This is a genomic window from Mycolicibacterium hippocampi (genome assembly GCF_010723735.1).
Taxonomy (GTDB): domain Bacteria; phylum Actinomycetota; class Actinomycetes; order Mycobacteriales; family Mycobacteriaceae; genus Mycobacterium; species Mycobacterium hippocampi.
On the sequence record NZ_BLLB01000002.1, the window covers coordinates 3,445,870 to 3,470,466 of the forward strand.

The following is a 24,597-nucleotide window of genomic DNA, read 5'->3' on the forward strand; positions in this document are numbered from 1 at the left end:
GATTTGTGCTGCTCTGGGACAATGGTCAGCGTGAATGTATCCCCAGGGCTCATGCGGCGCATCGATCTGCGTGGGACCACGCTGCCGGTGGCCCGACTCCGGGGTGCCCTGCCACGCGGCGGCGTCGACGTCGACAGCGTCGTTCCCAAGGTCAGGCCCATCGTCGATGCGGTCGTGCAGCGGGGTGCCGTGGCGGCCCTGGAATACGGTGCGTCCTTCGACGGGGTCCGGCCCCCGCAGGTCCGGGTGCCCGCCGAGCAGCTCACCGCGGCGCTGGCCGAGCTGGACTCCGATGTCCGGACCGCGCTCGAGGTGGCCATACACCGGGCCCGGGCAGTGCACGCCGACCAGCGCCGCACCGACACCACCACCACGCTGGCGCCCGGGGCCACCGTGACCGAACGTTGGGTGCCCGTCGAGCGGGTCGGTCTGTACGTTCCCGGCGGAAACGCCGTCTATCCGTCCAGCGTCGTGATGAACGTGGTGCCCGCGCAGACGGCCGGGGTGGAGTCGCTGGTGATCGCCAGCCCGCCACAGGCGGCGAATACCGGATCCTTCGAAGGTCTGCCGCACCCGACGATCCTGGCGGCCGCCGCGCTGCTCGGGGTCGAGGAGGTGTGGGCGGTCGGTGGCGCGCAAGCCGTCGCGCTGCTCGCCTACGGCGGCACCGACACCGACGGCGTCAGCGGGGCAAGCGGAGCGCCGGGAAATGGCACCGAGCTCGCCCCAGTGGACATGATCACCGGACCCGGCAACATCTACGTCACCGCGGCCAAGCGGATCTGCCGGTCGCAGGTCGGCATCGATGCCGAAGCCGGCCCGACCGAGATCGCGATACTGGCCGACCACACCGCCGACCCGGTGCACGTCGCGGCGGATCTGATCAGTCAGGCCGAGCACGACGAGATGGCCGCCAGCGTTCTGGTCACCGACAGCACCGAACTGGCCGATGCCACCGACGCCGAGCTCGCCCGCCAGCTGGAGACCACCGTGCACCGCGAGCGGGTGACGGTCGCGCTGAGCGGGCAGCAGTCGGCGGTGGTTCTGGTCGACGACATCGACAGCGGGGTACGCACCGTCAATGCCTACGCCGCCGAGCATCTGGAGATCCAGACCGCCGACGCAGCCGACGTCGCGAACCGGATCCGTTCCGCCGGAGCGATTTTTGTCGGCGCCTGGTCACCGGTGAGCCTGGGGGACTACTGCGCGGGGTCCAACCACGTGCTGCCCACCGCCGGGTGCGCCAGACACTCCAGCGGTCTGTCGGTGCAGACGTTCCTGCGTGGGATCCACGTCGTGGACTACACGGAGGCGGCGCTCAAGGACGTCGCAGGCCATGTGGTCACCCTGGCCAACGCCGAGAACCTGCCCAGCCACGGTGAGGCCGTGCGGCGGAGGTTCGAGCGGTGATGGCCGAGATCACGCTGGACGACCTGCCGTTGCGCGACGATCTACGCGGCAAATCGCCCTACGGCGCACCGCAGTTGGCCGTCCCCGTTCGGCTGAACACCAACGAGAACCCCCACCCGCCGACACCGGCGTTGATCGACGACGTCGCCGACTCGGTCCGCGCGATCGCCGGCGAATTGCACCGCTATCCCGACCGCGATGCGGTGGCGCTGCGTACCGACCTCGCCGGCTACCTCAGTGCCCAGACCGGGACCGCGGTGGGCGTCGAGAATGTTTGGGCGGCAAACGGTTCCAACGAGATCCTGCAACAGCTGTTGCAGGCGTTCGGAGGTCCGGGCCGCAGCGCGATCGGCTTCGTGCCGTCCTACTCGATGCACCCGATCATCTCCGACGGCACTCAGACTGCCTGGCTGGTGGCCCACCGCGGCGACCATTTCAGCCTCGATCCCGGAGTGGCCGCGCGGGCGATCAAGGAGCACAACCCCGACATCGTGTTCGTCGCCAGTCCCAACAACCCGTCGGGGCAGAGCGTCTCCACCGATGATCTGCGCCAACTGCTCGACGCCATGAACGGCGGCGTCATGATCGTCGACGAGGCCTACGGCGAGTTCTCCTCCCAGCCCAGCGCCGTCGGCCTCCTCGACGAATATCCGGCCAGGCTCGTCGTCACCCGCACCATGAGCAAGGCGTTCGCCTTCGCCGGGGGCCGGCTCGGGTACCTGATCGCGGCGCCGGCCGTCATCGACGCGATGCTGCTGGTGCGGTTGCCCTACCACCTGTCGTCGGTGACCCAGGCCGCGGCCCGCGCGGCGCTGCGCCACGCCGACGACACGCTGGGAAGCGTCGCGACGCTGATCGCCGAACGCCACCGGGTGTCGGAGGCGTTGACCGCCATGGGTTTCCGGGTGATCCCAAGCGACGCGAACTTCGTGCTGTTCGGCGAGTTCGCCGACGCACCCGCCACCTGGCAGCGTTACCTCGACGACGGCGTGCTGATCCGCGACGTCGGGATCCCCGGATACCTGCGCACCACCATCGGTCTGGCCCACGAGAACGACGCGCTGCTGGCCGCCAGCGCCCGAATAGGAGCACCGTGACACACCCCGAACCCGTCCGCGCCACCCGTCGCGCCAGGGTCGAACGCAAGACCAGAGAATCCGACATCGTCGTCGAACTCGACCTCGACGGCACCGGCAAGGTCAGCGTCGAGACCGGGGTGCCGTTCTTCGACCACATGCTCACGTCGCTGGGCAGCCACGCCAGCTTCGACCTGATGATCAAGGCCGTCGGTGACATCGAGATCGAGGGCCACCACACCATCGAGGACACCGCCATCGTGCTGGGTCAGGCCCTCGGGCAGGCCTTGGGCGACAAGACGGGGATTCGCCGCTTCGGCGACGCGTTCATCCCGATGGACGAGACGCTGGCTCACGCCGCCGTCGACGTCTCCGGGCGGCCCTACTTCGTGCACACCGGTGAACCGGAGTACATGGTGGAGTTCACCATCGCCGGATCCAGCGCGCCGTATCACACCGTGGTGAACCGGCACGTGTTCGAATCGCTGGCCTTCAACGCACGGATCGCGCTGCACGTGCGAACGCTGTACGGACGCGACCCGCACCACATCACCGAGGCCCAGTACAAGGCGGTGGCCCGCGCGCTACGCCAGGCGGTCGAGTACGACGCCCGCGTTTCGGGTGTGCCATCGACCAAAGGCACGCTGTGACAAAAAAACTCGTCGTACTGGACTACGGATCGGGCAACCTGCGTTCGGCGCAACGGGCGTTGCAGCGTGTCGGTGCCGACGTCGAGGTGTCCGCCGACCCGTCGGCGGCGATGGACGCCGACGCCCTCGTGGTGCCCGGCGTGGGAGCCTTCGAGTCGTGCATGACGGGGCTGCGCAAGATCGGCGGCGAGAAGATCATCGCCGACCGCCTGGCAGCCGGACGCCCGGTGCTCGGGGTGTGCGTCGGCATGCAGATCCTGTTCGCGCGCGGCGTCGAGTTCGGCATCGAGACCACCGGCTGCGGACAGTGGCCCGGCGCGGTCGTCCGGCTCGACGCCCCGGTGATCCCGCACATGGGATGGAACGTCGTCGATGCCCCCACCGGCAGTGTGCTGTTCGACGGGATGGACGCCGACACCCGCTTCTACTTCGTGCATTCCTACGCCGCGCAGCTGTGGGAAGGCGATCCCGACGCGCTGCTGACCTGGGCGACCCACGAGGTGTCGTTCCTGGCTGCGGTCGAGAACGGCCCGTTGTCGGCCACCCAGTTCCACCCCGAGAAGAGCGGTGACGCCGGTGCCCATCTGCTGTCGAACTGGATGAAGGCGCTAAATTGACCAGCGTGAACGCCACGGTGAATGCGACCACCCCCACGCTGATCCTGCTGCCCGCCGTCGACGTGGTCGACGGACGTGCGGTGCGTCTGGTGCAGGGCCAGGCCGGCAGTGAGACCGAGTACGGCTCGGCGCTCGACGCCGCGATGACCTGGCAGCGCGACGGCGCCGAGTGGATCCACCTGGTGGACCTCGACGCTGCGTTCGGCCGGGGGTCCAACCGCGAGCTGCTCGCCGAGGTGGTCGGCAGGCTGGACGTGGCGGTCGAGCTGTCCGGGGGTATCCGCGACGACGAGTCGCTGGCGGCGGCGCTGGCCACCGGTTGCGCGCGCGTCAACCTGGGTACGGCGGCGCTGGAGAACCCGCAGTGGTGTGCCAAGGTCGTCGCAGAGCACGGCGAACGCGTGGCGGTCGGGCTCGATGTCAAGATCGCAGCAGGGGAGCACCGGCTGCGTGGTCGTGGCTGGGAGACCGACGGCGGCGATCTGTGGCCGGTGCTGGAACGTCTTGACCGCGAGGGATGTTCACGCTTCGTCGTCACCGATGTCACCAAGGACGGCACGTTGAACGGACCGAATCTGGACCTGCTGGCCAAGGTCACCGAGCGCACCGACGCGCCCGTCATCGCCTCCGGCGGGGTGTCGAGCTTGGACGATCTGCGCGCGATCGCCACCCTAACCGGCCGCGGAGTGGAGGGCGCCATCGTCGGGAAGGCCCTGTACGCAGGAAGATTCACGTTGCCGCAGGCGCTGGCCGCGGTCAACACGTGACCGTGGACCTGGCCCCGCTGCTCGCCACTGCGGCCGAGGTGCTCGATGCCGCGTCGACGCAGTTCATCGCGGGCCACCGCGCCGACTCCGCCGTCGCCAAGAAGGGCAACGACTTCGCCACCGAGGTGGATCTCGCCATCGAACGCCGGGTGGTTGCCGAGCTGACCCGGTTGACCGGCATCGGGGTGCACGGCGAGGAGTTCGGCGGTGAACCGCTGGATTCGGAGTTGGTGTGGGTGCTCGACCCGATCGACGGGACGTTCAACTACGCAGCCGGGCTGCCGACGGCGGCGATGCTGTTGGGTCTGCTCGCCGACGGCGAGCCGGTGTTGGGGCTGACCTGGTTGCCGTTCACCTCGCAGCGCTACACCGCCATGGTCGGGGAACCGGTGCGCTGCAACGGCGAGGTGCTGCAGTCGCTTGCGCCTTCGGAACTTTCGGACTCGGTGGTGGCCATCGGCACCTTCAACATCGACTCGCGCGGTCGTTACCCGGGCCGGTACCGGATGGCGGTCCTGGAGGGGCTGAGCCGCGAGTGCTCGCGACTGCGGATGCACGGCGCGACGGGAATCGACCTGGCCTACGTCGCGGCCGGCGTCCTTGGCGGTGCAATCAGTTTCGGCCATCACGTCTGGGACCACGCCGCCGGGGTGGCGCTGGTGCGGGCCGCCGGCGGTGTCGTCACCGACCTCGCCGGCCGGCCGTGGACGGTGTCCTCGCCATCGGCGCTGATGGCCGCGCCGGGCGTGCACGAGCAGATGCTGGAGATCGTGCGAGCCGTCGGGGAGCCGGAGGACTACGCGTGAGGGCCGCCAGTGACGTTGCCACCCGGGTGATTCCGTGCCTCGACGTCGACGACGGACGTGTGGTCAAGGGAGTCAACTTCGAAAACTTGCGTGATGCAGGTGATCCCGTCGAGCTCGCTGCCGCCTACGACGCCGAGGGCGCCGACGAGTTGACGTTCCTCGACGTGACGGCCTCCTCGTCGGGCCGGGCCACCATGCTCGAGGTGGTCAGACGCACCGCCGAGCAGGTGTTCATCCCCCTCACCGTCGGGGGTGGGGTCAGAGCGGTCGAAGACGTCGATGTCCTGCTGCGGGCCGGGGCCGACAAGGTCGCCGTCAACACCGCGGCGATCGCGCGGCCGGAGTTGTTGTCGGAGCTCTCCCGGCAGTTCGGCTCGCAGTGCATCGTGCTGTCGGTGGACGCCCGCACGGTCCCGATGGACCAGAAGGGCGCGGTGCCCACAACGTCGGGCTGGGAGGTGACCACCCACGGGGGGCGCCGCGGCACCGGCATCGACGCGATCGAATGGGCGGCGCGTGGCGCCGAACTCGGCGTCGGCGAGATCCTGCTCAACTCGATGGACTTCGATGGCACCAAGGCCGGTTTCGACCTGAAGATGCTGCGTGCGGTGCGCGGGGCGGTGTCGGTTCCGGTGATCGCCAGCGGCGGAGCCGGCGCGGTGGAACATTTTGCACCCGCTGTTGTTGCAGGTGCCGACGCCGTGCTGGCCGCCAGCGTGTTCCACTTCCGGGAACTGACCATCGGCCAGGTGAAGGCGGCGATGGCGGCGGAAGGGATCGTGGTGCGGTGACTCTGGACCCGGCAGTCTCGAAGCGGCTCAAGCGCACCGCCGATGGCCTGTTCACCGCGGTGGTGCAGGAGCGCGGCACCGGTCAGGTGCTGATGGTGGCGTGGATGGACGATGACGCGCTGGCCCGCACGCTGGAAACCCGCGAGGCCACCTACTTTTCGCGGTCCCGCGGAGAACAGTGGATCAAGGGCGCGACGTCAGGTCACACCCAGCATGTGCACTCGGCGCGGCTGGACTGCGACGGAGACACTGTGTTGCTCGAGGTGGATCAGGTCGGCGGCGCCTGCCACACCGGTGACCACACCTGCTTCGACGCGGATCTGCTGCTGGGGCCGCAGGATCAGGCGGACTGACGCTGCCGCAGCACCTCGAGCGCCTTGTCGGCGTGGGTGTCCATGCTGAACTCGCTGGCGATGACCGCGAGCACGGTGCGGTCGGTGTCGATGACGAACGTGGTGCGCTTCACCGGCATCAGCTTGCCCAGCAGGCCCCGTTTCACCCCGAACTGCGTGGCCACCACCCCGTCGGTGTCCGACAGCAGCGGGTAGTCGAAGCTCTGCTGCTCGGCGAACTTGGCCTGCTTGTCGACGGCGTCGGCGCTGATGCCCACCCGGCTGGCGCCCACCGCGGCGAACTCGGCCGCCAGGTCGCGGAAGTGGCAGGCCTCCTTGGTGCATCCCGGCGTCATCGCCGCAGGATAGAAGAACAACACGATCGGTCCGCTCGCCAGCAGTTCGGTCAGCGTCCTCGTCGTCCCTGTCTGGTCGGGTAGTTCGAAGTCGGACACCTGGTCACCCTGCTTGATGCGGTCCATGGTTCCTACCGTACGTCTGGGAGGATGACACCGTGCAGACGACCGCCCACCTCGTGACGACCTCGCGTGAGGACTTCCGAGCGCTGGCCGCCGAACACCGGGTGGTCCCGGTGACGCGCAAGGTGCTCGCCGACAGCGAGACACCGCTGTCGGCCTACCGCAAGCTCGCTGCGAACCGTCCCGGGACGTTCCTGCTCGAGTCGGCGGAGAACGGTCGGTCGTGGTCGCGCTGGTCTTTCATCGGTGCCGGCGCCCCGTCGGCGCTGACCGTCCGCGACGGCGAGGCAGCGTGGCTGGGTGTCACCCCGAAGGACGCGCCCTCGGGAGGCGATCCGCTGGATGCGCTGCGCCAGACGCTGACGCTGCTGGAGACCGCGGCGCTGCCCGGACTGCCGCCGTTGTCGTCCGGCCTGGTCGGCTTCTTCGCCTACGACCTGGTGCGCCGGCTCGAGCGACTCCCCGAGCTGACCGTCGATGACCTGGGCCTGCCCGACATGTTGCTGCTGCTGGCAACCGACGTCGCCGCGGTCGACCACCACGAGGGCACGATCACGCTGATCGCCAACGCCGTCAACTGGAACGGCACCGACGAACGCGTCGACTGGGCCTACGACGACGCGGTGGCCCGGCTCGAGGTGATGACCGCCGCGCTGGCCGAACCGCTCAAATCGACGGTGGCCACGTTCAGCAGGCCCGCGCCGCAACATCGCTCGCAACGCACCGTCGAGGAGTACACCGAGATCGTCGACAAGCTCGTCGGCGACATCGAGGCAGGCGAAGCCTTTCAGGTGGTGCCGTCACAGCGGTTCGAGATGACGACTCCCGCGGATCCTCTCGATGTCTACCGGATGCTTCGGGTCACCAACCCCAGCCCGTACATGTACCTGCTCAACGTTCCCGATCATGATGGGGGACTGGACTTCTCGATCGTCGGGTCGAGTCCCGAGGCGCTCGTCACCGTCAAGGAAGGGCGCGCGACGACCCATCCGATCGCCGGTACCCGGTGGCGCGGGGACAGCGAGGAGGAGGACCTGCTGCTGGAGAAGGAGCTGCTGTCCGACGAGAAGGAGCGCGCCGAGCACCTGATGCTCGTCGACCTCGGCCGCAACGATCTGGGACGGGTCTGCACGCCCGGGACGGTGCGGGTGGAGGACTACAGCCACATCGAGCGCTACAGCCACGTGATGCACCTGGTGTCGACGGTGACCGGGCTGCTCGCCGACGGCAGGACCGCCTTGGACGCCGTGACGGCGTGTTTCCCGGCCGGCACGCTGTCAGGCGCGCCCAAGGTGCGGGCGATGGAACTCATCGAGGAGGTCGAGAAGACCCGTCGCGGCCTCTACGGCGGCGTACTGGGCTACCTCGACTTCGCCGGCAACGCCGACTTCGCGATCGCGATCCGCACCGCACTGATGCGTGACGGCACGGCCTACGTGCAGGCCGGCGGTGGTGTCGTCGCCGATTCCAACGGTCCCTACGAATACACCGAGGCTGCCAACAAGGCGCGCGCGGTGCTCAGTGCGATCGCCGCCGCCGAGACGCTGAGCGAGCCGTGATCCGGGTCGCGCAGCTGTCCCTGGTGCTCGCCGCGGTGGGCCTGTGGGTGGCGTCGCGGCTGACGTGGGTCCAGATCACCTCGTTCGACGGTCTCGGGCATCCCAGAACCGCCGATCTGTCCGGGGCGGTGTGGTCCACGGCGCTGATCCCGCTGGCCCTGCTGGTCGCCGCGGCCGGGGTGGCCGCGCTGGCCGTCCGCGGGTGGCCGTTGCGGGTGCTGGCGGTGTTGGTGGCGGCGGCCAGCGCCGGAATGGGCTATCTGGCGATCAGCCTGTGGGTCGTCGCCGACGTGGCGGTTCGTGCCGCTCAGCTGGCGGAGGTGCCGGTGGCGGACCTTCTCGGCACCCAGCGGCACTACGGCGGTGCCGTCGTGACGCTGGTCGCCGGGGCGCTGTCGCTCCTCGGATCCGTGCTGCTCATGCGGTCGGCGTCCGGGGCGCGAACCGAGCCGGCGCGTTACACGCGCCGTCCGGCCGCCCGGGCCGATGAGCCGGCGGCTGCGATGTCGGAGCGGATGCTCTGGGACGCCCTCGACGAGGGCTCCGATCCGACCCGGGACCCGGCTGATCCGGACAACAAGGGGCGGTGATCGACAGTGGCGTGGTGGCGACTACCCTTCGTTAGGAATCAGATGGCAGTCAGGGGAAGGGAAGCGACACCTATGGGTTCGGCGTCCGTGCTCGACTCCATCCTCGAAGGAGTCCGTGCCGACGTTGCTGCCCGTGAGGCGGCCGTCAGCCTGGCCGAAGTCAAGGAGCAGGCGAAGGGCGCGCGCAAGCCGCTCGACGTGATGGCTGCCCTGCGCGCCCCGGGCATCGGGGTGATCGCCGAGGTGAAGAGGGCCAGCCCGTCGCGCGGTGATCTTGCTCCGATCGGTGACCCCGCGGAGCTCGCCCGAGCCTATGAGGACGGCGGCGCCCGGGTGATCAGCGTGCTGACCGAAGAGCGCCGGTTCAACGGGTCGCTCGACGATCTGGACGCGGTGCGTGCCACGGTGTCGATTCCCGTGTTGCGCAAGGACTTCATCATCCGGCCGTACCAGATCCACGAGGCACGCGCGCACGGCGCGGACATGCTTCTGCTGATCGTCGCGGCGCTCGAGCAGCCGGTACTGGTGTCGCTGCTCGAGCGCACCGAATCGTTGGGCATGACCGCATTGGTCGAGGTGCACACCGAAGAGGAGGCGGACCGGGCGTTGCAGGCCGGCGCCTCCGTGATCGGTGTGAACGCCCGCGACCTGAAGACGCTCGAGGTCGACCGGGACTGCTTCGGCAGGATTGCGCCCGGCCTGCCCAGCAATGTCATCCGGATCGCCGAGTCGGGGGTACGTGGCACCGCGGACCTGCTCGCCTACGCCGGTGCCGGCGCCGACGCAGTTCTTGTCGGCGAAGGGCTGGTCACCAGTGGTGACCCGCGGAGCGCTGTCGCCGACCTCGTCACCGCCGGTACGCATCCGTCGTGCCCGAAAACCTCGCGTTAAGTGGCTGAGAACGCCGGCCCCGAACTGCCGCGCGCCAGTGCGGCCGTGGCCGAACCCACCACCCACGACCCGGACGCCCGGGGGCACTTCGGTGCCTACGGCGGAAGGTACGTCCCCGAGGCGTTGATGGCCGTCATCGAGGAGGTGACCGCCGCCTATGAGAAGGCGCGCGGTGACCAGACCTTTCTCGATGAGCTCGATCGCCTCCAGCGGCATTACACCGGACGGCCGTCACCGGTGTACGAAGCAGAACGCCTCAGCGAGCACGCGGGCGGCGCCCGGATCTTCTTGAAGCGAGAAGACCTCAACCACACCGGTTCTCACAAGATCAACAACGTGCTCGGGCAGGCTCTGCTCGCCAAGCAGATGGGCAAGTCCAGGGTCATCGCTGAGACCGGAGCCGGTCAGCACGGGGTCGCCACGGCGACCGCCTGCGCGCTGATGGGCCTGGAGTGCGTGATCTACATGGGTGCGGTCGACACCGCGCGGCAGGCGCTCAACGTGGCCCGGATGCGGCTGCTGGGTGCGTCGGTGGTGCCGGTCGAGTCGGGGTCCAAGACCCTCAAAGACGCGATCAACGAGACGTTCCGGGACTGGGTCACCAACGCCGACGACACCTACTACTGCTTCGGCACCGCGGCCGGCCCGCATCCGTTCCCGATGATGGTGCGCGACTTCCAGCGGGTGATCGGACTCGAGGCCCGGGCACAGATGCTCGATCAGGCGGGTCGGCTGCCCGACGCGGTGGTCGCGTGTGTGGGCGGCGGATCCAACGCGATCGGGATCTTCCATGCATTCCTCGACGACCCCGCGGTCCGGCTGATCGGCTACGAAGCGGCCGGCGACGGCGTCGAGACCGGCCGTCACGCGGCGACGTTCACCGGTGGGTCGCCGGGAGCGTTCCAGGGGTCGTACTCGTATCTGTTGCAGGACGAGGACGGTCAGACCATCGAATCACATTCGATTTCTGCCGGTTTGGACTATCCGGGTGTCGGCCCCGAGCACGCGTTGCTCAAAGATGTAGGTCGAGCGCGATACGAACCGATCACCGACACCGAGGCGATGGACGCGCTGTCGTTGCTGAGCCGGGCAGAGGGGATCATCCCGGCCATCGAGTCGGCGCACGCTGTCGCCGGAGCGTTGAAGCTGGGCTCTGAACTCGGTGCCGGGTCACTCATTCTGGTGAACCTGTCCGGACGTGGGGACAAGGACGTCGAGACGGCGGCCAAGTGGTTCGGGCTGCTCGAAGGTGGAACCTGATGAGTCGGCTGGCCAGCCTCTTCGACGCGTGTCGCGATGAGAACCGGTCCGCCCTGATCGGGTATCTGCCCACCGGTTTTCCCGATGTGGAGACCTCCATCTCGGCGATGACTGCGCTGGTCGAGTCCGGATGCGATCTGATCGAGGTCGGCGTCGCCTATTCCGACCCGGGTATGGACGGACCCACCATCGCCGCGGCGACAGAGGCGGCGTTGAGCGGTGGGGTCAAGGTGCGCGACGCACTCACTGCGGTCGAGGCGATCAGCAACGCCGGTGGCCGCGCGGTGGTGATGACGTATTGGAATCTGGTGTTGCGCAAGGGAGTGGACACCTTCGCCCGCGATCTGGCGTCGGCCGGAGGGCTCGGGATGATCACGCCTGACCTGATCCCCGACGAGGCCGAGGAGTGGATCGCGGCATCGGAGGCGCACGACCTGGACAGGATTTTCCTGGTGGCGCCGTCGTCGACGCCGCAGCGGCTGGCCGAGACGGTGCAGGCTTCCCGCGGGTTCGTCTACGCGGCTTCGACGATGGGTGTCACCGGCGCACGTGACGCGGTGTCGAACACCGCCCCCGAACTGGTCTCCCGCGTCAAAGCGATCTCGGACATCCCGGTCGGTGTCGGTCTCGGTGTGCGCTCCCGTGAGCAGGCCGCCGAGATCGGCGCCTATGCCGACGGGGTCATCGTCGGTTCGGCGCTGGTGTCCGCCCTCAAAGACGGGATCCCGGCACTGCGGTCCTTGACCGAGGAACTCGCTGACGGCGTGCGCCAGAGGATCACCGCGTGACCACGACGGTCCTCGCCTACATACCGAGTCCGTCTCAGGGGGTCTGGCAACTCGGGCCGCTGCCGCTGCGCGCCTACGCGCTGTTCATCATCGCCGGGATCATCGCCGCGTTGGTGATCGGCGACCGGCGTTGGGTGGCCAGGGGAGGCGAACCAGGGGTCATCTACGACGTCGCGTTGTGGGCGGTGCCGTTCGGTCTGATCGGTGGCCGGGTGTACCACGTGCTCACCGACTGGAGTACTTACTTCGGACCCGACGGAGCAGGTTTCAGTGCCGCGCTGCGGATATGGGATGGCGGCCTCGGTATCTGGGGCGCAGTCGCCTTCGGTGCGTTCGGCGCCTGGATCGCCTGCAGGCTGCGCGGGATACCGCTGCCTGCGTTCGGCGACGCGATCGCGCCGGGAATCATTCTCGCCCAAGGGATCGGGCGGCTGGGCAACTACTTCAACCAGGAACTCTACGGTCGGCCGACGACGCTACCGTGGGGTTTGGAGATCTACGAGCGACGCAACGCCAACGGCGTGCTCGATTCCCTGAACGGGGTGTCGACGGGCGAGCTCATCGCGGTTGTCCATCCGACGTTCCTGTACGAACTGCTGTGGAATCTGCTGGTCTTCGCGGCGCTGATCATCATCGACCGCAGGTTCAGGATCGGACACGGCCGGCTGTTCGCGATGTATGTCGCGGGGTACTGCGTGGGCCGGTTCTGTGTCGAACTGATGCGCAGCGACCCCGCCACATTGATCGCGGGTGTTCGCGTCAATTCGTTCACTGCGACGTTCGTTTTCATCGGCGCGGTCGTGTACATCATGGCTGCGCCCAAGGGCCGCGAAGATCCTGCGACGCTGCTGGGTAAACCGCGCGGGAAAGCCGACGAAGACACCGTTGCCGAGGACTTGGTCAAGGATGTCGCCGTCGCGGCGTCCACGACCGGCGTCGTCGCTGCGGCCAAGGTCGCTGCCGAGGAGGACGAAGAGCCGACTGCCGAGGACGCTTCGGAAGCTCATGAAGTCGCCGCCGAGGGCGAGACTGACGCCGGTGCGGACGTTGAGGGCGACGCTGAAGAGTCCGAGACTGTGTCCGACGAGTCGGTGGGTGAGGCTGTTGGTGGTGTGGGTTCCGTTGAGGGTGACGAGGCCAGCGAGGCTGCCGAGGGTGCTTCGGAGGCTCATGAGGCTGCGGTCGAGGGTGAGATTGAGGCGGAGGCGCTAGCTGCCGAGGTCGACGCTGAGGAGTCCGAGGCCGACGCGGACGTTGAAGAGTCCGAAGGTGATGGCGCCGAGGCGGTTGCCGAGGACGAGGCCGACGCTGAAGAGCCTGAGGCTGAGCCCGCGTCTGATGTCCCGGTGGGTGAGGCTGTTGGTGGTGTGGGTTCGGTTGAGGGCGACGAGGCTGGTGAGGCTGCCGAGGGTGCGTCGGAGGCTCATGAGGCTGCGGTCGAGGGTGAGATTGAGGCGGAGGCGCTAGCTGCCGAGGTCGACGCTGAGGAGTCCGAGGCCGACGCGGACGCTGAAGAGTCCGAAGGTGATGGCGCCGAGGCGGTTGTCGAGGACGAGGCCGACGCTCAAGAGCCTGAGGCTGAAGAGTCCGAGACTGTGTCCGACGAGTCGGTGACCGCGGCTGTTGGTGGTGTGGGTTCGGTCGAGGGCGACGAGGCCAGCGAGGCTGCCGAGGGCGCTTCGGAGGCTCATGAGGCTGCGGTCGAGGGTGAGATTGAGGCAGAGGCGTTAGCTGCCGAGGCTGATGCCGAAGAGTCCGAGGCCGATCCGGACTCGGCCGTCGCTGAAGAGCCCGAGCCTGATGTCCCGGTGACTGCGGCTGTTGGTGGTGTGGGTTCGGTTGAGGGTGACGAGGCCAGCGAGGCTGCCGAGGGTGCTTCGGAGGCTCATGAGGCTGCGGTCGAGGGTGAGATGGAGGCGGAGGCGCTAGCGCTAGCTGCCGAGGTCGACGCGGACGCTGAAGAGTACGAAGGTGATGGCGCCGAGGCGGCCGAGGCGGTTGCCGAGGACGAAGCCGACGCTGAAGAGCCCGATTCTGATGGCCCGGTGACTGCGGCTGTTGGTGGTGTGGGTTCGGTTGAGGGTGACGAGGCTGCCGAGGGTGCTTCGGATGCTGCAGAGGCTGCGGTCGAGGGTGAGGCTGACGCCGAGGCATTTGTCGCTGAGGTCGACGCCGAAGAGTCCGAGGCCGACGCGGACGCTGAAGAGTCCGAAGGCGATGGCGCCGAGGACGAAGCCGACGCTGACGAGGCCGACGCCGAAGAGCCCGAGGCGGATGCCGAGTCAGTGATCGAAGACGGTGATGGCATTGCGGTCGAGGGCGCTTCTGTAGCTGAGGCACTGGAAGCCGAACCTGACGCAGACGAGGAAGCGGCCGAGGACTCCGGCGAGGCGGCTGTCGACGATGTCGAGGACGCCCCGGATTCACCCGACCCAGACCAGCTCGCAGCGGAAGGCGCTTCTGTTGCAGAGGCGTTGGCAGCTGATGTTGAGCCCGAACCCGACGACGGCGACGCCGATACTGCCAGTAGATCCGGTTCGCCGACCAGCTTCGAGACTGCTTCTGGCAGTAACTATCGCCCGTCGGGTGGCAGAGTCCGCCAGTGGATGCGTCGACGCAGGAATCGCTGAGTCACGGCATTGCTGGGGAAATGGCGATGATCCCCAAGGCGTAAAGGGTTGCAGCGGTTCGTGACACGGGAATCTGTCACATGGCGGTGGCATAATCGAATGTATGTTCGAGTCCACCGAAGCTCCAGAACTCATCGACGTGATGGGTTCGGCGCTGCGCAGGGAGTCGGCCGCTGTAGCTGAGCGTTTGGCCGCAGTCGCTGCGTTGTTGCGGCGCCGTCGTGAGGAATATGTGGAGGCGGAGCTCTGGCTCACCGATGTGGTCGAGGCGGTGGCCGCCGAGGTTTCGGCCGCGCAGAACATCAGCCGATCGAGAGCGAGAAGTCAGGTGCAGATGGCGGAGCATCTGCATCAACGGCTACCGCGTGTCGCCGAATTGTTCGCGCGCGGAGATATCGATCTGCGAATGGTGCACACGGTAATCAACCGAACCGACAACGTCGAGGACGACGTGATAGCCGTCGTCGACGACGCATTGGCGCAGCGGGTGAGCAAGTGGATGCGGTTGTCGACTCGCAAGCTGCGCGACCGGCTCGATTTATGGGTGGCGAAATTCGACCCGGCGGCCGTACGCGTGCCGCCGGTTGCCAAGGACAACCGGTATTTCGACATCGAGCCGCATATCCCGGGCCTGGCTTTCGCGGGTGGCGTACTCAACGCACTGGACGCGGCCGCCCTGGACCAACTCGTCATCGAGATTGCCGGCACGGTATGCGCCGATGATCCGCGGACTATTTCGCAGCGGCGCTCTGATGCTTGTGGTGCGATCGGGCGCAGAGAGTCGACGCTGAAATGCCAGTGCGGATCCCCGGCCTGCCCGGCCGTGCAGACCCGCGAGAAAGCGACCCAGCTTGCCATCCACGTCCTCGCTGAGCAGGCCACTCTCGACGGGACCAGCGACAATCCTGGTTATCTGTCAGGCTTCGGGATCCTGCCCGCCGAAGAGGTGCGTGAAGCCGCCAAATCGAAGGCAGCTGTATTCAAACCGGTGTGTCTGCCCGGCGCGGACCGGGAAGCGGGATATCGCCCGTCAGCTCGGTTGAAGGACTATCTGCAGTGGCGTGACCTCACGTGCCGATTTCCGGGCTGCGATGCGCCGGTCGCGCGGTGCGACGTGGACCATACGAAGCCTTGGCCGTTCGGCGTCACGCATGCATCAGGGTGTAAGCATTATTGCCGGACGCATCATCTGATCAAGACCTTCTATACCGGTGAGAACGGCTGGAGTGACGAGCAACGTCCTGACGGCACCATCGAGCTCAGGGCACCGACCGGACACGTCTACACCACCGAAGCCCACGGCGGCCAGCTGTTTCCCGCCCTGGCGGTGCCCACAGCTTCGCTGCCAGAGGTCGAAGTCCCCGAGCAGTCGGCCAACAGGTCAGCGATGATGCCGAGGCGCATCAGAACCCGCGAACAGGACCGCAGGGACCGCATCAGCCGCGAGCGTCGACAACGCGTCGAAATCGATGCCGAGCAAGAACGCCAGCACCAGGCGTGGCTCGCCGCCACTTACGAACCGCCACCCTTCTGAGCGGCGAGCGGTTCTGGCATGCTGTTGTCATGACGGAGCCCCAGTTCAGTGGCAATGACGGTGGCAACTCGTATCCACCACCGCCGCAGCAGCCGGGTTATCCACCGCCGGGCCAGTACCCGCCGCCGGCAGGGCAGTACCCGTATCCCTATATGGACCCGGGCGCGCCCTACGGCCGCCATCCGATGACTGGTGAACCGCTGTCGGAGAAGTCCAAGGTGGTCGCCGGGCTGCTGCAACTGCTGGGGCTGCTCGGTCTGGTCGGCATCGGCCGGATCTACCTCGGCTACACGGGCTTCGGCATCGCCCAGCTCGTCGTCGGACTGATCACCTGCGGTATCGGTGCGGTCATCTGGGGGATCATCGACGCCATTCTGATCCTCACCGACAAGGTGCGGGATCCGGACGGACGACCCCTGCGTGATGGCACCTAGCAGCACGTCCAACCCCACCAGGGTCTACACCGCGCTCGGCACCGGCGCAGTGGCGGCCGGCGGCCTCGCGTATGTGGGCCTCGGTGATCCGCACAGCACGAGTTTTGTGTTCCCGCCCTGCCCCTTCAAAGCGCTGACCGGATTGAACTGCCCGGCATGCGGTGGGCTCCGGATGACCCACGACCTGCTGCACGGCGATCTGGCCACCGCGTTCGTCGACAACGCTTTCCTGCTCATCGGCCTGCCGATGCTGTTGGTCTGGGTGCTGGTGCGCCGGAGTCGCGGAAAACCAGCGCTGAACGTTCCCACGTTCGTTGTGATCATCGCCGCAGCGGTGACGTGGACCGTCGTACGCAATCTCCCTGGGTTTCCGCTGGTCCCGACAGTTCTCGACGGGTAGCCACCGCGCTGCGCTGATACACTCGATCAACGGGCCGGTGCAGTCCCTGACCAGGAATTTCAGGACTGCGGAGGCCCATGTCCATGCTGTTTTCGGCATTGCCCGAACCCCAAGGCTTGTACGACCCCGACAACGAGTCGGACTCCTGTGGTGTCGCGATGGTGACCGACATCCGGGGGCGGCGGTCACATTCCATCGTGACCGACGGCCTGGTTGCCCTGGAACATCTCGAGCACCGCGGAGCGGCAGGGGCCGAACCCAATAGCGGTGACGGTGCCGGCATCCTCATCCAGCTCCCGGTCGATCTGCTTCGCGAGGTCGTCGAGTTCGAACTCCCGGCTCCCGCCGCCGACGGCGCGAATACCTTCGCTGCCGGGATCTGCTTCCTCCCCCAGGAACCCGGTGCTCGCACCGCCGCCCGCGACATGGTCGAAACCATCGCCGCAGAGGAGGGTCTCGAGGTTCTGGGATGGCGCGACGTTCCTGTCGACCCCGACGGTGCCGAAGTCGGCGTCACCGCACTGGGCTGCATGCCGCACATGTCGCAGCTCTTCGTCTCTGCACCCGAACACAAGCTCGGCGGCGTCGACCTCGACCGCCGGGTGTTTCCGATGCGAAAGCGTGCCGAGCGCAACGGCGTGTACTTCCCGTCGCTGTCGAGTCGCACCATGGTCTACAAGGGCATGCTCACGACGATGCAACTGCCCCAGTACTTTCCGGACCTTCGTGACGAGCGCTGTGTCAGTGCGATAGCGATCGTGCACAGCCGCTTCTCGACGAACACCTTTCCGTCCTGGCCGCTGGCTCACCCGTTCCGGTTTGTCGCCCACAACGGTGAGATCAACACGGTGCGCGGCAACCGCAACCGGATGCACGCCCGCGAGGCCATGCTGGGCAGCGCACGCATTCCCGGTGACCTGGGCAGACTTTCGCCGATCTGCACACCCGAGGCGTCCGACTCGGCGTCCTTCGACGAGGTTCTCGAGCTGCTGCATCTCGGCGGCCGCAGCCTTCCCCACGCCGTACTGATGATGATCCCCGAGGCGTGGGAGAACAACACCGCAATGGACCCCGCCGAGCGGGCGTTCTGGCAGTTCCACGCCTCGCTGATGGAACCGTGGGACGGCCCCGCCTGCGTCACGTTCACCGACGGGACGTTGGTCGGGGCGGTTCTGGACCGCAACGGATTGCGGCCGGGACGCTGGTGGCGCACCCTCGACGACCGGATCATCCTGGCCAGCGAGAGCGGTGTGCTCGACGTGCCTTCCGCTCAGGTCGTGGCGAAGGGACGTCTGCAGCCGGGCAAGATGTTCCTGATCGACACTGAGGCGGGACGCATCGTCTCCGACGACGAGGTCAAAGAGCAGCTCGCCGCGGCCGAGCCGTACGGGGAATGGCTGCACGCCGGGCTGCTCGACCTCAAGACGTTGCCCGAGCGAGCCCGGGTTGCACCCAACCATGAGTCGGTGGTTCGCCGACAGGTCGCCTTCGGCTACACCGAGGAAGACCTGAGGATTCTGCTCGCGCCGATGGCGGCGTCGGGGACCGAGCCCCTGGGGTCGATGGGGACCGACACCCCGACCGCGGTGCTGTCGCAACGCTCCAAGCAGCTCTATGACTACTTCGTCGAGCTGTTCGCCCAGGTGACCAACCCTCCGCTGGATGCCATCCGCGAAGAAGTGGTCACCTCGATGTCACGGGTCATGGGGCCCGAGCACAACCTGCTCGAACCGGCGGCGGCTTCCTGTCGCCAGATCGTCCTGCGCTGGCCGGTCCTCGACAACGACGAACTCAACAAGATCGTCCACATCAATCACGACGGAGAACAGCCGGGCCTGCGCACCGCGGTCCTGCGGGCTCTCTACGACGTCGAACGCGGTGGCGAGGGCCTTGCTGAAGCCATCGAGGACCTGAGGCTGCGGGCCTGCGATGCCATCGCCAAAGGTGCTCGGACACTGGTGATCTCAGACCGGGACTCGGACCACACCAAGGCCCCGATTCCCTCGTTGCTCGCTGTGTCGGCTGTGCACCACCACCTGGTGCGCACCAAACAGCGCACCATGGTCGCCCTCGTCGTGGAGACCGGCGACGCCCGCGAGGTCCACCACATCGCGATGCTGATCGGCTTCGGCGCCGCAGCGGTCAACCCGTATCTGGCCTTCGAGTCCATCGAAGACCTCATCCGTGAGGGCGAACTCACCGGCATCGAAGTCGCCACCGCGGTGCGCAACTACCTCAAGGCGCTCGGCAAGGGTGTCATGAAGGTGATGAGCAAGATGGGCATCTCCACGGTCGCCTCATACACCGGCGCGCAAGCGTTCGAGGCAGTGGGGATCGACAAAGCCGTCATCAGCGAGTACTTCAGCGGCACGCCTTCTCAACTCGGCGGCGTCGGCCTCGACGTCATCGCCGAAGAGGTCAAACTGCGTCATCGCCGTGCCTATCCGGAGAACCCCACCGAGCGGGTGCACCGGCGGCTGGAGGTCGGAGGCGAGTACGCATTCCGGCGCGAGGGTGAACTGCACCTCTTCACACCTGAAGTGGTTTTCCTGCTTCAACATTCGACGCGCACCGGCCGCTACGAGGTCTTCCAGAACTACTCCGACGAGGTGAACCGGTTGGCGCGGGAAGGCGGCGCGCTGCGGGGGCTGTTCGAGTTCCGGAATGACCTTCGCCCACCCGTGCCGTTGGAGGAGGTCGAGCCGGTCGAATCCATCGTCAGCAGGTTCAACACCGGGGCGATGAGCTACGGCTCGATCTCCGCCGAGGCCCACGAGACGATGGCCGTCGCGATGAACAAGCTCGGCGGCCGGTCCAACAGCGGGGAGGGCGGCGAGGACGTCGACCGCCTGTACGACCCGACGCGCCGTAGCGCGGTCAAACAGGTCGCCTCCGGTCGCTTCGGAGTGACCAGCGACTACCTCGTCAACGCCTCCGACATCCAGATCAAGATGGCTCAGGGTGCCAAACCCGGTGAGGGCGGGCAACTCCCGGGCTACAAGGTGTACCCCAACATCGCCAAGACCCGGCACTCCACCCCGGGCGTCGGGCTCATCTCGCCACCGCCGCACCACGACATCTATTCGATCGAGGACCTCGCTCAGCTGATCCACGACCTGAAGAACGCGAACTCCGAGGCCCGCATCCACGTCAAGCTGGTCAGCTCGGTGGGTGTGGGCACTGTCGCGGCCGGGGTGTCCAAAGCGCACGCCGACGTGGTCCTGATCTCCGGTTATGACGGCGGCACCGGTGCGGCCCCCCTGACCAGCCTCAAACACGCTGGAGCGCCATGGGAGATCGGGCTGGCCGACACCCAGCAGACCCTGGTCCTCAACGGCCTCCGCGACCGGATCACCGTGCAGTGCGACGGCGGCATGCGCACCGCACGGGACGTGATCGTGGCGGCTCTGCTGGGCGCCGAGGAGTTCGGCTTCGCGACCGCGCCACTGGTGGTCGCCGGGTGCATCATGATGCGGGTGTGCCACCTGGACACCTGCCCGGTCGGTGTCGCCACGCAGAACCCGGAACTGAGGGCGCGGTTCAACGGCAAGCCGGAGTTCGTGGAGAACCTCTTCCGGTTCATCGCCGAGGACATCCGAAAGTACCTGGCCGAACTGGGTTTCCGCAGCATCGACGAAGCGGTGGGACACGCTGAGGTTCTCGACACCGCCCTGGGCGTGGCGCACTGGAAGAGCAAGGGCCTGGATCTGACCCCGATCTTCGCGGTCCCCTCGGACGCTGACGGTGCCCGGTTGACGCAGCGCAGGAGGGTGCGGGACCAGGATCACGGCCTCGACCACGCTCTGGACCGCACGCTGATCCAGCTCGCCGAAGGGGCACTCGAGGATGCGCATCCGATGCGGCTGGATCTGCCGGTCCGCAATGTCAACCGCACGGTGGGGACGCTGCTCGGCAGTGAGGTCACCCGGCGGTACGGGGCCCAGGGGCTCCCGGACGACACCATCCACGTGACCCTCACCGGCTCGGCCGGTCAGTCCCTGGGTGCGTTCCTGCCGCCGGGGATCACCCTCGAGCTCATCGGTGACGCCAACGACTATGTGGGTAAAGGGCTCTCGGGCGGGAAGGTGATCGTCAAACCCCAGGATGACGTGCTGTTCCTGCCGGAGGACAACGTCATCGCCGGCAACACCCTGCTCTACGGCGCGACCTCGGGGGAGGTGTACCTACGTGGGCAGGTCGGCGAACGGTTCGGCGCCCGCAACTCCGGAGCGCTGGCTGTCGTCGAAGGTGTCGGTGACCACGCCTGCGAGTACATGACAGGTGGTCGCGTCGTGGTGCTCGGCCGGGTCGGCCGGAACATGGCCGCGGGTATGTCGGGTGGGATCGCGTTCGTCCTGGGCATCAACCCCAAGCGGGTGAACACCGACATGGTGGAGCTGCAACGCCTCGACCCGGAGGACCTGGTGTGGTTGCGTGCGGTGATCGCGCAGCACGCGTGCTACACGGGCAGCACGGTGGCGGCGTCGGTGCTGTCGGACTGGCCAAGGCGCAGTGCACAATTCACCAAAGTCATGCCGCGCGACTACCAGCGCGTGCTGCAGGCGACCCGGATGGCGAAAGCCGAGGGCCGCGACGTCGACGCTGCGATCATGGAGGCGAGCCGTGGCTGATCCACATGGATTTCTCGAGGTGCACCGGGTCGAGGCGACCAAACGTCCGGTCGACGAGCGGGTCGGTGACTGGCGCGAGGTCTACGAACAGCAGGATCCCCACCAGCGGGCCGGCGAGGTGTCCCAGCAGGCCCGTCGCTGCATGGACTGCGGTATCCCGTTCTGCCACTCCGGTACGGCGGGGTGCCCGCTGGGCAACCTGATCCCCGAATGGAACGACCTGGTCCGGCGGGGCCGCTGGGACGCGGCCAGCGACCGACTGCACGCCACCAACAACTTCCCGGAGTTCACCGGCCGGTTGTGTCCCGCCCCGTGCGAAGCCGCGTGTGTGCTGTCGATCGCCGAAGAGCAGACCGGCGGCAGCGTGACGATCAAACGGATCGAGCAGACGATCGCCGATCAGGCGTGGATGGACGGCATCATCGCGCCGCAGCCGGCGGCGATCTCCACCGGCAAGCGTGTCGCGGTCGTCGGCTCCGGTCCCGCCGGTCTCGCCGCAGCTCAGCAGCTCACCCGGGCCGGGCATGACGTCACGGTCTACGAGCGGGACGACCGGATCGGCGGGCTGATGCGCTACGGCATCCCCGAGTACAAGCTCGAGAAGGCCACCCTCAACCAGCGTCTGGCCCAGATGCGCGCGGAGGGAACACGTTTCGTCACCGACTGTGAGGTGGGTGTGGACCTGCCCATCGAGCAGCTGCGCGCCCAGCACGACGCCGTGGTGCTGGCGATCGGAGCGCTGCGGGCCCGGGACAACGACGTCGAGGGACGCGACCTGGCCGGTGTGCACCTGGCGATGGAGCATCTGGTGCCCGCCAACAAAGAGTGTGAGGGCGACGGTGAAAGCGAGGTCTCCGCAGCGGGCAAACACGTCGTGATCATCGGCGGCGGCGACACCGGCGCGGACTGCCTGGGCACCGCGCACCGGCAGGGCGCCGCATCGGTGACCCAGCTGGACTACAACCCCGAACCGCCGGAGCTGCGGGACGACTCGAGGTCACCGTGGCCGACCTGGCCGATCGTGCTGCGGACCCGTCTGTCGCCGGCCCACGCCGAAGGCGGCGACCGTCGCTACCAGGTGGCGGTTCAACGGTTCCTCGGCGATGAGCAGGGCAACGTCCGGGCGGTGGAGATCGCCGAGGTCAAGGTCGAGCGCGACGAGACCGGACGACGCCACATCGTGCCGGTCGGCGACTCACTGGAGATCCCGTGTGAGCTGGCACTGCTGGCCATCGGGTTCGACGGTGTCGAGCACATGCCGCTGTTGGAGGGTCTCGGGCTGGAGCTCAACCGCCGCGGTGCGCTGCCGTGCGGGCAGGACTGGCAGACAGACGCCCCCGGCGTGTTCGTGTGCGGGGACGCCCACCGCGGCGCGTCGCTGATCGTGTGGGCGATCGCGGAGGGCCGAAGCGCCGCGCACGCCGTCGACAGCTACCTGATGGGGGAGTCGGACCTTCCTGCGCCGGTCAGGCCCGGTGCGCTACCGCTGGCCGTCGTCTGAATCGATCAACGACTATGCTCAACAGCCGTGAATAGACGCGGAAAGATCGTCTGTACGCTGGGCCCCGCCACCGCCTCCGAGGAGGCGGTCAAGAAGCTCGTGGAGTCCGGGATGGACGTCGCCAGACTGAACTTCAGCCACGGTGACTACAGCGACCATGAGGCCAACTACAAGCGGGTCCGGACTGCCTCCGATGTGACCGGACACGCCGTCGGGATCCTCGCCGACCTGCAAGGACCGAAGATCCGGCTGGGCCGATTCGCCGATGGGCCGGTCGTGTGGGCCAACGGCGAGACGGTGCGGATCACCGTCGAGGACTTCGAAGGCAACCACGACCGGGTGTCGACGACCTACAAGCGCCTGGCCCAGGACGCCAGCCCGGGTGACCGGGTCTTGGTCGATGACGGCAACGTCGGTCTGGTCGTGGAGCACATCGACGGCAACGACGTGGTCTGCTCGGTCACCGAGGGCGGCAAGGTCAGCAACAACAAGGGCATGTCGCTGCCCGGGATGAGCGTCTCGGCCCCGGCACTGTCGGAGAAGGACATCGAAGACCTGGAGTTCGCGGTGCGACTCGGTGTCGACCTGGTGGCGCTGTCGTTCGTGCGTTCGCCCGCCGACGTCGAACTGGTCCACGAGGTGATGGACCGGGTCGGCCGGCGGGTCCCGGTGATCGCCAAGCTCGAGAAGCCGGAAGCCATCGACAACCTCGAGGCGATCGTTCTGGCCTTCGACGCGATCATGGTCGCTCGCGGTGATCTGGGTGTGGAACTCCCGTTGGAGGAAGTTCCCCTCGTGCAGAAGCGTGCCATCCAGATGGCCAGGGAGAACGCGAAACCCGTCATCGTGGCCACCCAGATGCTGGAGTCGATGATCGAGAACTCCCGTCCCACCCGGGCCGAAGCGTCCGACGTCGCCAACGCCGTGCTCGACGGCGCCGACGCGGTGATGCTCTCGGGTGAGACCTCGGTGGGCAAGTTCCCGTTCGAGACCGTCAAGACGATGGCCCGGATCATCAGCGCGGTCGAGGACAACTCGGTGGCGGCGCCACCACTGACCCACGTGCCGCGCACCAAGCGCGGGGTGATCTCCTACGCCGCCCGCGACATCGGCGAACGCCTCGATGCCAAAGCGCTGGTCGCCTTCACCCAATCCGGTGACACGGTTCGTCGGCTGGCCCGGCTGCACACGCCGCTGCCGGTGCTGGCGTTCACCGCGCTGCCCGAGGTGCGCAGCCAGCTGGCGCTGACCTGGGGCACCGAAACATTCATCGTTCCGCACATCGAGACCACCGACGGCATGATCCGTCAGGTCGACAAATCGATGCTGGAGATGGACCGCTACCGGCGCGGGGACCTGGTGGTCATCGTCGCGGGCGCTCCGCCGGGCACAGTAGGCTCCACGAATCTGATCCATGTGCACCGGATCGGGGAGGACGACGTCTAGACACA

At 67.5% G+C, this 24,597-nt stretch carries 21 protein-coding genes; 20 read left to right on the forward strand and 1 reads right to left on the reverse strand.

Annotated features, from left to right (window positions below; all coding sequences use genetic code 11):
* The first annotated feature begins 21 nt into the window (after positions 1 to 21).
* The 8 genes from hisD to hisI are packed head-to-tail and all read left to right on the forward strand — an operon-like array spanning position 22 to position 6,470.
* Positions 22 to 1,410 (forward strand): histidinol dehydrogenase, encoded by a 1,389-nt coding sequence (gene hisD, locus G6N53_RS17710; RefSeq protein WP_205390410.1) that lies wholly within the window; start codon positions 22 to 24, stop codon positions 1,408 to 1,410.
* Positions 1,410 to 2,507 carry a histidinol-phosphate transaminase gene (locus G6N53_RS17715; RefSeq protein ID WP_163890525.1) on the forward strand — a complete coding sequence of 366 codons (1,098 nt, stop codon included), beginning with the start codon at positions 1,410 to 1,412 and terminating at the stop codon, positions 2,505 to 2,507. Before hisD ends, G6N53_RS17715 begins: the two co-directional genes overlap by 1 nt.
* A complete protein-coding gene (hisB, locus tag G6N53_RS17720) occupies positions 2,504 to 3,136 on the forward strand; it encodes an imidazoleglycerol-phosphate dehydratase HisB (protein WP_163890527.1) in 633 nt (210 codons plus the stop codon). Before G6N53_RS17715 ends, hisB begins: the two co-directional genes overlap by 4 nt.
* Positions 3,133 to 3,753: an imidazole glycerol phosphate synthase subunit HisH gene (gene hisH / locus G6N53_RS17725; protein WP_163890529.1), complete on the forward strand. Its 621-nt coding sequence runs from the start codon at positions 3,133 to 3,135 to the stop codon at positions 3,751 to 3,753. The genes hisB and hisH overlap by 4 nt, the downstream gene beginning before the upstream one ends.
* 5 nt (positions 3,754 to 3,758) lie before the next feature.
* Positions 3,759 to 4,520 (forward strand): bifunctional 1-(5-phosphoribosyl)-5-((5-phosphoribosylamino)methylideneamino)imidazole-4-carboxamide isomerase/phosphoribosylanthranilate isomerase PriA, encoded by a 762-nt coding sequence (gene priA, locus G6N53_RS17730; protein ID WP_371870836.1) that lies wholly within the window; start codon positions 3,759 to 3,761, stop codon positions 4,518 to 4,520.
* Positions 4,517 to 5,326, forward strand: coding sequence for an inositol monophosphatase family protein (locus G6N53_RS17735; protein ID WP_163890531.1), 810 nt, complete (start codon positions 4,517 to 4,519; stop codon positions 5,324 to 5,326). The genes priA and G6N53_RS17735 overlap by 4 nt, the downstream gene beginning before the upstream one ends.
* The gene (gene hisF / locus G6N53_RS17740; protein ID WP_163890533.1) at positions 5,323 to 6,117 is read left to right on the forward strand and encodes an imidazole glycerol phosphate synthase subunit HisF; all 795 of its coding nucleotides are present in this window, start codon (positions 5,323 to 5,325) and stop codon (positions 6,115 to 6,117) included. The genes G6N53_RS17735 and hisF overlap by 4 nt, the downstream gene beginning before the upstream one ends.
* Complete coding sequence (gene hisI / locus G6N53_RS17745; protein ID WP_163890535.1) at positions 6,114 to 6,470, forward strand: phosphoribosyl-AMP cyclohydrolase; 357 nt, start codon at positions 6,114 to 6,116, stop codon at positions 6,468 to 6,470. The genes hisF and hisI overlap by 4 nt, the downstream gene beginning before the upstream one ends.
* On the opposite strand, the gene G6N53_RS17750 is transcribed toward hisI, so the two are convergent.
* A complete protein-coding gene (locus tag G6N53_RS17750; RefSeq protein WP_163890537.1) occupies positions 6,458 to 6,931 on the reverse strand; it encodes a peroxiredoxin in 474 nt (157 codons plus the stop codon). The genes hisI and G6N53_RS17750 overlap by 13 nt on opposite strands.
* 32 nt (positions 6,932 to 6,963) lie before the next feature.
* Here G6N53_RS17750 and G6N53_RS17755 point away from each other — a divergent pair, with 32 nt between their 5' ends.
* The 12 genes from G6N53_RS17755 to pyk all read left to right on the forward strand — a co-directional run bounded on the left by G6N53_RS17755 (position 6,964) and on the right by pyk (position 24,592).
* Positions 6,964 to 8,487, forward strand: coding sequence for an anthranilate synthase component I (locus G6N53_RS17755; RefSeq protein WP_163890539.1), 1,524 nt, complete (start codon positions 6,964 to 6,966; stop codon positions 8,485 to 8,487).
* The gene (locus G6N53_RS17760; protein ID WP_163890541.1) at positions 8,484 to 9,077 is read left to right on the forward strand and encodes a TIGR02234 family membrane protein; all 594 of its coding nucleotides are present in this window, start codon (positions 8,484 to 8,486) and stop codon (positions 9,075 to 9,077) included. Before G6N53_RS17755 ends, G6N53_RS17760 begins: the two co-directional genes overlap by 4 nt.
* A 72-nt stretch (positions 9,078 to 9,149) precedes the next feature.
* The gene (gene trpC / locus G6N53_RS17765; RefSeq protein WP_163890544.1) at positions 9,150 to 9,968 is read left to right on the forward strand and encodes an indole-3-glycerol phosphate synthase TrpC; all 819 of its coding nucleotides are present in this window, start codon (positions 9,150 to 9,152) and stop codon (positions 9,966 to 9,968) included.
* Entirely contained in the window at positions 9,969 to 11,228 is a 1,260-nt protein-coding gene (gene trpB, locus G6N53_RS17770; protein ID WP_163890546.1) for a tryptophan synthase subunit beta, read from the forward strand.
* On the forward strand, positions 11,228 to 12,016 hold the full coding sequence (gene trpA / locus G6N53_RS17775; protein ID WP_163890548.1) for a tryptophan synthase subunit alpha: 789 nt from the start codon (positions 11,228 to 11,230) through the stop codon (positions 12,014 to 12,016). Before trpB ends, trpA begins: the two co-directional genes overlap by 1 nt.
* On the forward strand, positions 12,013 to 14,646 hold the full coding sequence (gene lgt / locus G6N53_RS17780; protein WP_163890550.1) for a prolipoprotein diacylglyceryl transferase: 2,634 nt from the start codon (positions 12,013 to 12,015) through the stop codon (positions 14,644 to 14,646). The genes trpA and lgt overlap by 4 nt, the downstream gene beginning before the upstream one ends.
* 103 nt (positions 14,647 to 14,749) lie before the next feature.
* A complete protein-coding gene (locus tag G6N53_RS17785; protein WP_163890552.1) occupies positions 14,750 to 16,180 on the forward strand; it encodes an HNH endonuclease signature motif containing protein in 1,431 nt (476 codons plus the stop codon).
* Positions 16,181 to 16,209: 29 nt separating this feature from the next.
* A complete protein-coding gene (locus tag G6N53_RS17790) occupies positions 16,210 to 16,614 on the forward strand; it encodes an NINE protein (protein ID WP_163890554.1) in 405 nt (134 codons plus the stop codon).
* Positions 16,604 to 17,014 (forward strand): DUF2752 domain-containing protein, encoded by a 411-nt coding sequence (locus G6N53_RS17795; RefSeq protein ID WP_163890556.1) that lies wholly within the window; start codon positions 16,604 to 16,606, stop codon positions 17,012 to 17,014. Before G6N53_RS17790 ends, G6N53_RS17795 begins: the two co-directional genes overlap by 11 nt.
* A gap of 83 nt (positions 17,015 to 17,097) precedes the next feature.
* Entirely contained in the window at positions 17,098 to 21,645 is a 4,548-nt protein-coding gene (gene gltB / locus G6N53_RS17800) for a glutamate synthase large subunit (protein WP_205390576.1), read from the forward strand.
* The gene (locus tag G6N53_RS17805) at positions 21,638 to 23,146 is read left to right on the forward strand and encodes a glutamate synthase subunit beta (RefSeq protein WP_163890560.1); all 1,509 of its coding nucleotides are present in this window, start codon (positions 21,638 to 21,640) and stop codon (positions 23,144 to 23,146) included. The genes gltB and G6N53_RS17805 overlap by 8 nt, the downstream gene beginning before the upstream one ends.
* Before the next feature lie 27 nt (positions 23,147 to 23,173).
* Positions 23,174 to 24,592 carry a pyruvate kinase gene (pyk, locus tag G6N53_RS17810; RefSeq protein ID WP_163890562.1) on the forward strand — a complete coding sequence of 473 codons (1,419 nt, stop codon included), beginning with the start codon at positions 23,174 to 23,176 and terminating at the stop codon, positions 24,590 to 24,592.
* The last annotated feature ends 5 nt before the right edge of the window (positions 24,593 to 24,597 follow it).